Below are 12,306 nucleotides of genomic sequence, written 5' to 3' on the forward strand. Positions count from 1 at the left end.
AAGAATAGGATAGGTTATAAATCTAAAGTTCCATTTGCCTCTTGTTCTTGCATTGTCTGAATAAGTGCTAAAACTTCTGTTATCACATCGCTACAAATTATAATGAGCGAACCTTTTCTGGCATGTTTAATAGCATACGTAACGGCTTCCTTTTCATTAGGAATGACGGTAGTTTTTTTATCTGGGTTTGTTTGATTGATCCCTGCAGTAAGCATATCAATTAATTCCTTCTCACTTCTTCCTCTTAGATTTTTATCCTGACGAATAATAATTTCATCAAACATTTCTGCAGCAATACTTCCCAATAGTTTGGTATCTTCTTCTTTTCTATCTCCCACTCCCGCTATAATTCCAACTTTAACCGTACAATCAATTTTTCCTATAAAATTCTGTAAAGCTTTCATTCCTGCTGGATTGTGTGCATAATCTAACAAAACTTGGAAATTTTTAAATTGAAATAAGTTCAGTCTACCCGGTGTCTGTGCAGGTGAAGGATTGAAGGTTTGAAGTCCAATTTTAATATCTTCTATAGTAACGCCTCTTAAGTAGGCCGCTAAAACTGCAGGAAGTATATTCTGGATCATAAATTCTGCCTTACCACCAAAAGTTAATGGAATATTAACCGCTTTCATAATTCGCAATTTCCATTCTCCTTTACAAATGGTAATGTATCCATTTTCATAAATGGCAGAAAGGCCATTTTTCTTTTGCATAGCTTTTATCCTAGTGCTATTCTCATCCATAGAGAAGAGAGCAATGTTAGAGATCGCTTTTTTACGCATTTTATATACTAAATCATCATCTGCATTAAGAATTGCATATCCATTTGGAACAACACTTTCAGGAATAATTCCTTTTACTTCTGCTAATTGCTGAATAGTGTGAATTCCTTTAAGGCCTAAATGATCTTCAGAAACATTAGTAACTATACCAATATCGCAATTATGAAATCCTAACCCGGAACGTAAAATTCCTCCTCTAGCACATTCCAAAACAGCAAAATCGATGGTAGGATCTTTCAATACAAATTCTGCACTGTTAGGCCCTGTACAATCACCCTTCATTAATAATCTATTCTGAATATAAACTCCATCACTAGTAGTATATCCAACTTTATACCCATTTTGTTTAGCCAAATGTGCTATCAACCTAGTAGTGGTTGTTTTACCGTTGGTACCGGTAATTGCAATTATAGGCACTTTACCAGTGGCTCCATGAGGGAAAAGTTCATCTATCACTGGAGCTGCCACGTTGCGAGGCAAACCTTTGGTAGGCGCCAAGTGCATTCGAAAACCAGGAGCAGCATTTACTTCAATTACAGCTCCTCCGGTTTCAGATAGTGGTTTACTAATATCTGTAGTAATAACATCAATTCCGCAAATATCAAGATCGATAATTTTTGAAATGCGTTCTGCCATAAAGAGATTGGCCGGATGTACCACATCGGTAACATCTTCTGCAGTACCACCGGTACTCAAATTGGCAGTATCTTTCAGAATTAATTTTTCGCCTTTTTTCAAAACAGATTTCAGCGTGTAACCCTCTGTAGCAATAATTCCTTTGGTTACATTATCTATAGTGATCAAGGTCAACATTTTTTCGTGACCATAACCCCGCCTTGGGTCTTTATTTACTTCTTTGATTAACTCCCTAATCGTACTTTTTCCATTTCCAACCACATGTGCAGGAGTACGCCTGGAAGCTGCTACCAATTTATGATTAATAACCAATAGACGATAATCATCACCTATGATCTGCTTTTCTATTAAAACCGAAGATGATATTTTTTTGGCAATATTAAATCCTAACAACGCCTCTTTAAAAGTGTTGATGTTTATGGTCACCCCGCGACCGTGATTCCCATTTACTGGCTTCGTAACCAAAGGAAATTCAAGTTCACTTACCACTTCTTGCAGATTAATTTCGTCTCTCAAAATTTTACCTTTTGAAACAGGAATCTCTGCTTGTTCTAATAAATATTTGGTTTCAACTTTATCACAAGCAATCTCCACACCTATATTACTGGTATGGCAAGTTACTGTAGCTTGTATTCTTTTTTGATTCGAGCCGTATCCAAGTTGGACTAAGGAGTGCTTATTTAATCGAATCCAAGGAATTCCTCTACTCTCTGCTTCTGCAACAATAGCACCAGTGCTTGGGCCTAGTCTTACACTCTCCCTAATTTCCTTCATTTCTTGGATATCAACAGCAAGATCGTAAGTTTCGCTGTTTACCAAAGCCATACAAATCTTTACAGAAGCATTAGCTGCATATATACCCACCTCTTCTTCCATATAATCGAACACCACATTATATACTCCATCTTCCCCGTAACCTCTGGTTCTACCAAACCCAACATCCATTCCGGCCAAAGTTTGAATTTCTAAAGCAATATGTTCGATAATATGCCCCATCCAAGTTCCTGCTTTCACCCTTGAGAAAAATCCGCCAGCTACACCTTCAGAACATCTATGCTCATACATGCCCGGAAACATGTTTTCTATTCTTTCAGAAAAACCATCAATTTTGTCAGATGGTCGCTTTTCCATCTCTTCCAAATCCAAAACCATGACTATTAATTTATGCCTTTTTATAGACCAATAATTAGGGCCTCTAAGGGCATGTATTTCTCTGATTTTCATAATTTTCTATTTATAAATTTTTCCTTGTATAAGAAAAGCTGGAATTATGATGTTAATTTATGTCTTGGTAAAATATTAAACTATTTTTACTCCATAATTTAATTTTTAATTATGATAAAAGGAACTTTAATTCCTATTGGCGGAAATGAAGATAAAGGGTTTCATAAAGCAGACAGATTTCGATTAGATTACATAAGCCAAGGAATTTTGTTCAGAGTTGTTGAAGAAAGCGGAGGTAAAAATTCAAGAATATTAGTAATTACAACAGCTTCAGGAATTCCTGAGGTTGTTGGAAAAAACTATGTTGATGCATTTAGTCTATTAGAATGTAAACATGTAGTTACTTTATTTATAGCATCTAAAGAAGAAGCAGATCTTCCTGAAAATTTAGACCTATTAAAAAATGCAGATTGCATCTTATTTTCTGGTGGAAATCAATCTAAAATTACTTCGAGAATTAAAAATACCCAGTTCCATAAGATCTTGATGGAGCGTTATAAAAATGAAAATATAGTTGTTGCCGGAACCAGCGCTGGTGCCATGTGTATGTCTATGGAAATGATCACAGGCGGAAGCAGTAAAGAATCTTTTATAAAAGCAGCCACCAAATTTAAAGAAGGAATGGCCTTGATTCCTGAGCTTATTATAGATACCCATTTTATTCAACGAGGTCGTTTTGGACGTTTATCTGAAGCTGTTGCAAGATATTATGACCGAATTGGCTTCGGATTAGCCGAAGACACCGGACTCGTAATAAAGAATGGAAATGATTGTGAGATTATTGGTTCAGGAATGGTTATTATTTTTGATCCCGGAAAACTTACTCATAATAATTATGACATTTTAAAGAAAGGCACTCCTTTAACTATGACGCATCTAATTACCCACGTTCTTTCTGCGGGTGATAGGTTTGACATAGACAAAAGAACCATTAAGGTTTTAACCAATCCAGATCATATGTTATAGGATTCTTTGGGTTTAAACATCATATATCAGAATTTCATCCAAACCTTCAGAATTTTTACAACCTCTATACATTCCTTCTGTATTAAAAGGCATGGCGATATTGCCTTTGGCATCAACGGCAATCAATCCGCCATCGCCTCCAATTTTTAAGATGCGGTTTAAAATAACTTCATCTGCAGCATCTTTAAGAGACAAGCCTTTGTATTCCATTAAGCACGAAACATCGTAAGCAACAACTCCTTTTATAAAAAACTCACCGCTTCCGGTACATGAAACCGCACAAGTGCTATTATTGGCATAATTTCCTGCTCCTATTATAGGACTATCTCCTATTCGCCCAAACTTTTTATTCGTCATTCCTCCAGTTGAAGTTCCTGCAGCTATGTTTCCGTTTTTATCGCAAGCAACTGCTCCAACAGTTCCAAATTTGGAATCTTTTTTAGTAGAATGATCTAATTGAAAAGAATCTGAATCTTTGATCTCCAACCATTGCTCATGTCTAAATTCATCGTAGAAATAGGAAGGCTCTTCCAATGTATAATTCAAAGATTTTGCGAATTCCATTGCTCCTTCCCCTGCCATAAAAACATGTTCGCTAGTATCCATTACATCTCTAGCCAGTGAAATTGGGTTTTTAATACCAGTAATTAAAGTTACAGCGCCTGCATTTAATGTTTTCCCATTCATAATAGCAGCATCCATTTCATGGGTTTCACTTGCAGTAAAAACGCTGCCTTTCCCCGCATTAAATAAATGAGAATTTTCTAAAACCATAATAGTTTTTTCTACCGCTTCCACTGCATCTTTACCTTCTTCCAGAATTTGATAGCCGGTTTCCATAGCCTCTCGCAATACTTTTTTATATTCCTTCTCCTTTTCAGGAGTCATTTTTCCTTTTATCAAGGTTCCTGCACCACCATGTATGGCTATGGCTATTTTCTGCATCAATAGTAGTTGTTTAGTTATTTTCAAATCACTCGGGTTATTTTAAGCTTCCGAATTCATTTATTTAAAATTACAACATGTGTTTTACATGTAGCTATAACTTTTGTAGTTTTATAGACTTATAATTTTCCTATATGTCACAACAAAAACGTTTATTTCTTTTAGATGCTTATGCATTAATATTTAGAGGATATTATGCCTTTATCAAAAATCCCAGAATCAATTCCAAAGGGCTAGATACTTCCGCAATAATGGGTTTTACAAATTCTTTATTCGATGTAATTAGAAGAGAAAAACCAGATCATTTAGCGGTATGTTTTGATAAAGATGGAAGCGCAGAGAGAACAGAATTATATGCCGACTATAAGGCGAATAGAGATGCCACCCCAGAACCTATAAAAATTGCAATACCTTATATTCAAGATATTTTACGCGCCATGCATATTCCCGTGGTAGTTTTACCGGGATGCGAAGCAGATGATGTTATTGGTACTTTGGCAAAACAAGCTGAAAAAGAAGGTTACCAAACTTTTATGGTAACTCCAGATAAGGATTTTGCTCAATTAGTTTCAGAAAATATCTTTATGTACCGCCCTGCAAGAATGGGTAATGGAATCGAGATTCTTGGTATTCCGGAAGTTCAGGAAAAATTTGGAGTTGAGAGACCGGAGCAGGTTATAGACTTCTTGGGGATGATGGGAGATGCATCCGACAATATTCCGGGACTTCCGGGAGTTGGAGAAAAAACTGCCAAAAAATTCCTGAAAGAATTTGGAAGCATGGAAGAGCTTTTAGCAAATACCCATAAGCTGAAAGGAAAGATGAAGGAGAAGATCGAGGAAAATGCTGAACTTGGAATTCTTTCCAAGAGACTAGCAACGATCATGACCGATATCGATGTGAAATTTGATGCAAAAGATTACGAACTTTCTCATCCAGATTCAGATAAAGTTCAGCAGTTATTTGAAGAATTAGAATTTAGAAGATTAAAAGATCAGTTCATAAAATTATTTTCAGGAGAAGATCAATCAAACCCTACTCCTATTTCAGGATCAAAATCTAATACAGCTCCAAACCAAACCGCTGGTGCAGGGCAGTTCTCTTTATTTGGTGGAGATACCGAAAAAATTGAAGCGACCTCTAGCAGGCAAAATCTAAAAGATACATCTCATGTGTATCAAAGTCTTTCTTCAGAAATGGCTATAAATTTATTCCTAAAGAATCTTAGCAAGCAGAAGAGCGTTTGTTTTGATACCGAAACTACCAGTTTGAATCCGTTGGAAGCTAAATTGGTAGGAATCGCTTTTTCTTGGGAAGCTGGAAAAGGTTTTTATTTGCCTTTCCCGGAAGAAGATGCCGAAGCTCAAGAATTAATTGAGATTTTACGTCCATTCTTTGAAGATGAAGCTATCGAAAAAATAGGTCAGAATTTAAAGTATGACATTAAAGTTCTTGCTAAATATAACATCGATATAAAAGGTGCACTTTTCGACACTATGATAGCTCATTATTTGATTAACCCAGATATGAGGCATAATATGGATGTCTTAGCTGAGACCTATCTTAATTATACTCCCCAACCAATAACAGATCTTATTGGTAAAAAAGGCAAGAATCAGGGAAATATGAGAGATGTTTCGCTAGAGAAACAAACCGAATATGCTGTAGAAGATGCAGATATTACCCTTCAGCTAAAACAACAATTTGATCATGAACTAAAAGAAGCAAAGACAGATAAACTTTTTAATGATATTGAAATTCCGTTAGTGCGCGTATTGGCAGATATGGAATTGGAGGGGATTAGACTGGATGAAGATTTTTTAAAATCTTTATCTGAAGAACTTGAAAATGATATTTCAAAATTAGAAGCTCATATTTATACTGAAGCTGGAGAAGAGTTTAATATCGCATCTCCAAAACAGTTGGGTATTATATTATTTGAAAAATTAGAACTAGTTAAAAAACCGAAGAAGACCAAAACCGGACAATACTCTACAAGTGAGGATGTTTTATCTTATCTGGCAAGTGAACATAAAATAATTCAAAGTGTGTTGGATTATAGAGGTTTGGTAAAGTTAAAGAACACCTATATAGATGCACTACCAAATCAGATAGAAAAAACTACAGGGAGAGTGCATACAGATTATATGCAAACTGTGGCTGCCACGGGAAGATTGAGTTCTAACAATCCAAACCTTCAAAATATTCCAATTAGAACAGAACGTGGAAGACAAGTTAGAAAAGCATTTATTGCTAGAGATGAAAATTACACCCTGCTTGCTGCGGATTATTCTCAGATTGAATTGAGAATAATTGCAGCCTTAAGCGAAGAGGAAAATATGATGGAAGCTTTTAAAAATGGTGAAGATATTCATGCCTCCACCGCAGCAAAAGTTTTCAATGTGCCTTTGGAAGAGGTTACTAGAGAACAACGTAGCAATGCAAAAACGGTGAATTTTGGAATTGTATATGGAGTTTCTGCTTTTGGACTTAGCAATCAAACAGATCTTTCCAGAGCAGAATCTAAAGAATTAATAGACACCTATTATGCAACGTATCCTAAACTTAGAGATTATATACAATCTCAAGTGGAATTTGCTAGAGAACATGGGTACGTGCAAACCGTACTTGGCAGAAGACGTTACTTAAAAGATATCAATTCTCAGAACGCTGTTGTAAGAGGAGCGGCAGAGAGAAATGCCGTTAATGCTCCAATTCAAGGAAGTGCTGCAGATATTATAAAAATTGCAATGATCAATATTCACAAAAAACTAAAAGCAGGTAAATACAAGACTAAAATGTTACTTCAGGTACATGATGAATTGGTCTTTGATGTATTTAATGAAGAGCTTGAAGAAATGAAAATATTGATTAAGGATGAAATGGAACAAGCCTTTAAAATAAGTGTTCCTCTAGATGTAGAAATTGGAGTTGGAGAGAACTGGCTGCAAGCACACTAAAAAGGCAAAAGAGGCTATTATATTAAATAATAGCCTCTTTCAAATTAACACTTGCTGTAAATAATTTGCTAGTTCTTAGCATATTCTAAAGACAGGATTCTGATTGGGGAAGCAGAACTGTCTCCAGGGTCACTCACATACTTGTCTGATTCAAACTTAGTAACTGCGAATGCGAAAGTTGTTGGGGTAATAGTAAGCTGTTTTCTTTCAGTATATATAATTCCACCTACATTAATGTCAAGAACAAGAACATCTCCGTCTACATCCCAAGTTCCGGAATCTGCTCTTCCACTTTCACAAGTAATTTCATCATTATCTATACCTCCACTAAAACCTAGTTTTGCATTGGTAGCAGTAAAGGTCATATCTTCTCTAAACACCACCCCCATTTGATCAAAACAATTGGTCTCATTTAAAATGTTATTATTACTTGTACCGTCACTGTTAAGATCTACTGGAGTATCTGCCTGCATAACAGATAAATTCCAAGTTCCAACAAGATCTGATGGTGCTAAGGTAGTTGAAAGGTCTGTTCCATTAAAAGCAGCAGATTGTACATCATCTCTATCTTCTGCAGCGCAGGAAAACAATGAAACTATAACTACTAATAATAGGGATCTAGTAAAAAATTTGTTCATAGCTAAAATTTTATAACATTATAACACTGCAAACATAAGCACATTAAAGTTTAATTTATGACTTTATTAACACATAAAGTGCCGTTAAACGGTTTTTTAACACACTTCAGCTTTTTAAACCCTATCTAACGTAAGAAATTTACTTATAAAATTAAGAATTAGTGTCTTATGGTAGCTTATGAAGTAGCAATGTTAAAAATTGAAGCTCATAGTCGCTCCTGAGAACTGATTAAACTTTAAACTATTCACAGCAAATAAATTAATGAACCTCCTATTTGCAATATGAATTTATAATTGTACATTTGCACCCCTGTTTTCACGATAGAAATATCGGGAACGGGGAATGGAATGTTTAATAACAAGTAAAATTAATTAGTGTGGACACATTAAGCTACAAAACAGTATCGGCCAACAAGGCTACCGTGACCAAAGATTGGGTACACGTAGATGCTGATGGTCAGACTTTAGGTCGTCTTTCTTCAATAGTTGCAAAACTACTTAGAGGAAAATACAAACCTAACTTTACCCCACACGTTGATTGCGGTGACAATGTAATTATTACAAATGCCGAGAAGATCAACTTAACAGGAAAGAAATGGGATTCTAAGGAATACATTCGCCACACAGGCTACCCTGGGGGACAACGCAGTTTAACTGCAACAGAATTATTCAATAAAGCTCCGGAAAGACTTATTGAAAATGCGGTAAAAGGAATGTTACCTAAGAACAAATTAGGTGCAGCTATCTTCCGTAATTTAAAGGTTTACGTTGGGTCAGAACATGATCAATCAGCTCAAAAACCTAAAACTATTAACTTAAACGAAATTAAGTAATGGAGGTTATTCACAAAATTGGTCGTAGAAAAACGGCTGTTGCAAGAGTATATGTTGGGCAAGGAAGCGGTAACATTACTGTTAACAAAAAGGATCTTAAAGATTACTTTACTACCGGACCATTACTTTTTAAAGTAATGCAACCTCTAAACATGACTGGAAACGAAGAGAACTTTGATGTAAAAGTGAACGTTTACGGTGGTGGAATTACAGGACAAGCGGAAGCAATTCGTCTTGCACTTTCTAGAGCTATGGTAGAATTGGATGCAGAGAACCGTGCGGTATTAAAGCCAGAAGGTTTAATGACCAGAGATCCAAGAATGGTAGAACGTAAGAAATTCGGTCAGAAGAAAGCCCGTAAGAAATTTCAGTTCTCGAAACGTTAATATATTGGGCATTGCCCAGAAAGTTCATTTAATATTTAATAAGATTTTTGTTGTTACTCCGATACGCCTTCGGAGGTTAGTTTAGCATCTAAACGGTCGAGGCCAGATTAAAAATATCGCCACTCGATTGTTGCTATCTCAACAGAACGTAAACTATTACAAAAATGGCAAACAAAGTAGAAGTAAAAGAATTACTTGATGCAGGTGTCCACTTTGGTCACCTAACAAGAAGATGGAACCCAAACATGGCCCCATATATTTATATGGAGCGCAACGGGATTCACATCATCAACCTATATAAAAGTGCTGCAAAAATGCAAGAAGCCGCAGAGGCTCTTAAAAAGATTGCAGCTAGTGGTAGAAAAATACTTTTTGTAGCTACCAAGAAACAAGCTAAAGAGATCGTTTCAGAACAAGCGTTAAGAGCCAACATGCCATATATCACAGAAAGATGGCCTGGTGGAATGCTAACTAACTTTATCACCATTCGTAAAGCCGTTAAAAAAATGGCTTCTATTGATAGAATGAAAAAAGACGGTACTTTCAACACTCTTTCTAAGAAAGAACGTTTACAAGTAGACCGTTTAAGAGCTAAGTTAGAAAAGAACTTAGGTTCTATTTCAGATATGAGCCGTCTTCCGGCTGCATTATTTGTAGTAGATACAACTCGTGAACACATTGCTATTAAAGAAGCTCAGAAATTAAACATTCCAATTTTTGCAATGGTTGATACTAACTCTGATCCTCGTGAAGTAGAATACGTGATCCCATCTAACGATGATGCATCTAAATCTATAGACAAAGTGATCTCTTATATGTCTGACGCTATAGTAGAAGGTCTTTCTGAAAGAAAGTCTACTAAAGATGATAAGGACGATAGCAAAGAATCTAAAGCTCCTAAGGCCCCAAAAGCTAAAAAATCAGATGCAGATGTAGAAGTTCCTTCTAAAGATGCAGAAGACAAAAAAGCAATGAAAGAGGCTAAAAAAGATGTTAAACTAGAGTCTAAACATGAGACTTTAGAAAAAGCTAAGTCTAACGACGAAGAAGAATAACATAATTTTTTGATAAGTTTTATGAGTCGTTTAGTTCTTTCTTTTGAAAATAGCTAAACGACTTGTTCATTAAAAACCAAAAATTCTAAACATCATGGCAAAGATAACCGCCGCAGAAGTAAATAAATTAAGACAATCTACCGGTGCCGGTATGATGGATTGTAAAAAAGCATTAGTAGAAGCTGATGGAAATTTTGACTCAGCTGTTGAGATCCTTCGTAAGAAAGGTCAAAAAGTTGCTGCAAATAGAGCCGACAGAGATTCTTCTGAAGGAGCTGTAATTGCAAAAGTTAATGAAGATTCTACAAGAGGAGTTATTGTTTCTCTTAACTGTGAAACAGATTTCGTTGCTAAGAATGATTCTTTCGTTCAATTAGCTACAGATCTTGCTGAAATTGCTATCAACACTTCCTCTAAAGAAGAGTTATTAGCTGCAGATTACAAAGGTATCTCAGTTCAGGATAAATTAACTGAGCAAACTGGTGTAATTGGAGAGAAAATTGAAATTGGAGATTACCGTACTATGGAAGCTCCTTTTGTTGGTTCTTACATCCATGCTGGTAATAAAATTGCTGTTCTTACAGGACTTTCTAAAAATGTAGATGGGGCTGAAGAAGCTGCAAAGAACGTTTCTATGCAAGCTGCTGCTATGAACCCTGTTGCTTTAAATGAAGATGGTGTAGATCAAACTGTAATTGATAAAGAAATTGAAATTGCAAAAGATCAACTTAGAGAAGAAGGAAAACCTGAAGAGATGTTAGATAATATCGCAAAAGGTAAAATTAAACGTTTCTTTAAGGACAACACTCTTGTAAATCAAGACTACATTAAAGACAACAAGTTAAGCGTTTCTGCATACGTAAAGTCTGTAGATAGCGATCTTACTATTGTTGCTTTTGAAAGAGTTGCTTTAGGATAATTTTCGCTTCTAAAGTGATCTTTAATCATATTGAAAAGCCGTTTCTTAATTGAAACGGCTTTTTTATTTTTATAATTCGGCTACCTAGTATATTTAAAGCCAATTTCAATTCTTACCCACGTCTGGCCGAGCTTAATTAAGCATTTCAAGATATTTAGCGTAACCTAAACAGAGCAATAGCATAACACTTTTCAGCTTTAGTTTACTCCAACCTATACAAAATAGGCTTACTGGGAGCTGCATCATTTTCAAAAGAAGCAATTTGTAAATTCAATAAATAATTACCGTCTTCAATTTTATTAGAAACGTATATCAACTCCGTAATACTTGCATCAAATCGCGTGTTTTTGGGATAGTCCCAAAAAGCTTTATGCGCTAATAATTTACCCTCATCCTTTTCCTTATCTACAGAAGGGAGGTCTATGAGCAAATGCTTCACTCCGCAGTCTCTAATATACTTTGCAGCATTCTCTGAGAGATATGGCCAATTAGTATGAGAGTATTTCCTGGTTCGCTTTTCTATATAATTGGGCAGTGTTCTAATGATTAAGGCTTCTGCATCTCCCCTCTCTAAATACTTTTCTATCTGCTCTAGAATAATTACCTGATCTCCCTCTATTTTAAGAGGTTCTATAGAAACTAATTTTGCTGTAAAGAAAAAAGTCTTCAGGCTATCATTAATACTATAAAACTCTTTGGTGATATGGCCAACGCACTCTGTATGGGTACCATGCCCGTGCGGATTGAAATAGATGTTATTAAAATTTGTGGAAGCCCCTTCTGCAACCTTCCCAACAAAATCTCCATCTACTACTGGTTTTATTCTTGGATGTTCCAAGTACCACGCTATAGGATTCTTATCATCTCCACGAACACTTAGAGAGATATCTAAAGGCTGAGACAGATCTACCAGAAAACTTTTGTTCTTATGCTGTATGCTTGTTTTCATTACTTTTACCTAC

General features: G+C 35.7%; 10 protein-coding genes. 6 read left to right on the forward strand and 4 right to left on the reverse strand.

The genetic code is table 11. From position 1 onward, the window contains the following. Positions 1-14: 14 nt before the first annotated feature. Positions 15-2,642 (reverse strand): cyanophycin synthetase, encoded by a 2,628-nt coding sequence (gene cphA, locus BLT84_RS02160; RefSeq protein ID WP_034888427.1) that lies wholly within the window; start codon positions 2,640-2,642, stop codon positions 15-17. Positions 2,643-2,753: 111 nt separating this feature from the next. On the opposite strand from cphA, the gene BLT84_RS02165 reads away from it, so the two are divergent. Then, complete coding sequence (locus tag BLT84_RS02165) at positions 2,754-3,608, forward strand: cyanophycinase (RefSeq protein ID WP_091262565.1); 855 nt, start codon at positions 2,754-2,756, stop codon at positions 3,606-3,608. A 12-nt stretch (positions 3,609-3,620) separates the two neighbouring features. Here BLT84_RS02165 and BLT84_RS02170 read toward each other — a convergent pair whose 3' ends face one another. Then, positions 3,621-4,553 carry an isoaspartyl peptidase/L-asparaginase family protein gene (locus BLT84_RS02170; protein ID WP_034888423.1) on the reverse strand — a complete coding sequence of 311 codons (933 nt, stop codon included), beginning with the start codon at positions 4,551-4,553 and terminating at the stop codon, positions 3,621-3,623. A gap of 134 nt (positions 4,554-4,687) precedes the next feature. Between BLT84_RS02170 and polA the strand changes: the two genes are divergently transcribed. Next, positions 4,688-7,513, forward strand: coding sequence for a DNA polymerase I (gene polA / locus BLT84_RS02175; RefSeq protein ID WP_091262567.1), 2,826 nt, complete (start codon positions 4,688-4,690; stop codon positions 7,511-7,513). Positions 7,514-7,581: 68 nt separating this feature from the next. Here the strand turns inward: polA and BLT84_RS02180 are convergent, their stop codons facing one another. Beyond that, a complete protein-coding gene (locus BLT84_RS02180; protein WP_091262569.1) occupies positions 7,582-8,151 on the reverse strand; it encodes a lipocalin family protein in 570 nt (189 codons plus the stop codon). 377 nt (positions 8,152-8,528) lie between these two features. Between BLT84_RS02180 and rplM the strand changes: the two genes are divergently transcribed. The 4 genes from rplM (at position 8,529) to tsf (ending at position 11,344) form a co-directional block, all read left to right on the forward strand. Further along, positions 8,529-8,984, forward strand: coding sequence for a 50S ribosomal protein L13 (rplM, locus tag BLT84_RS02185; protein ID WP_034888419.1), 456 nt, complete (start codon positions 8,529-8,531; stop codon positions 8,982-8,984). After that, positions 8,984-9,370, forward strand: coding sequence for a 30S ribosomal protein S9 (rpsI, locus tag BLT84_RS02190; RefSeq protein WP_034888418.1), 387 nt, complete (start codon positions 8,984-8,986; stop codon positions 9,368-9,370). The genes rplM and rpsI overlap by 1 nt, the downstream gene beginning before the upstream one ends. Before the next feature lie 164 nt (positions 9,371-9,534). After that, entirely contained in the window at positions 9,535-10,425 is an 891-nt protein-coding gene (rpsB, locus tag BLT84_RS02195; RefSeq protein WP_034888416.1) for a 30S ribosomal protein S2, read from the forward strand. Positions 10,426-10,519: 94 nt separating this feature from the next. Continuing rightward, complete coding sequence (gene tsf, locus BLT84_RS02200) at positions 10,520-11,344, forward strand: translation elongation factor Ts (RefSeq protein WP_034888413.1); 825 nt, start codon at positions 10,520-10,522, stop codon at positions 11,342-11,344. 202 nt (positions 11,345-11,546) lie between these two features. On the opposite strand, the gene BLT84_RS02205 is transcribed toward tsf, so the two are convergent. After that, a complete protein-coding gene (locus BLT84_RS02205; protein ID WP_091262571.1) occupies positions 11,547-12,293 on the reverse strand; it encodes a cyclase family protein in 747 nt (248 codons plus the stop codon). Positions 12,294-12,306: the final 13 nt, after the last annotated feature.

It is taken from the genome of Gillisia sp. Hel1_33_143, from assembly GCF_900104765.1.
GTDB lineage: Bacteria > Bacteroidota > Bacteroidia > Flavobacteriales > Flavobacteriaceae > Gillisia.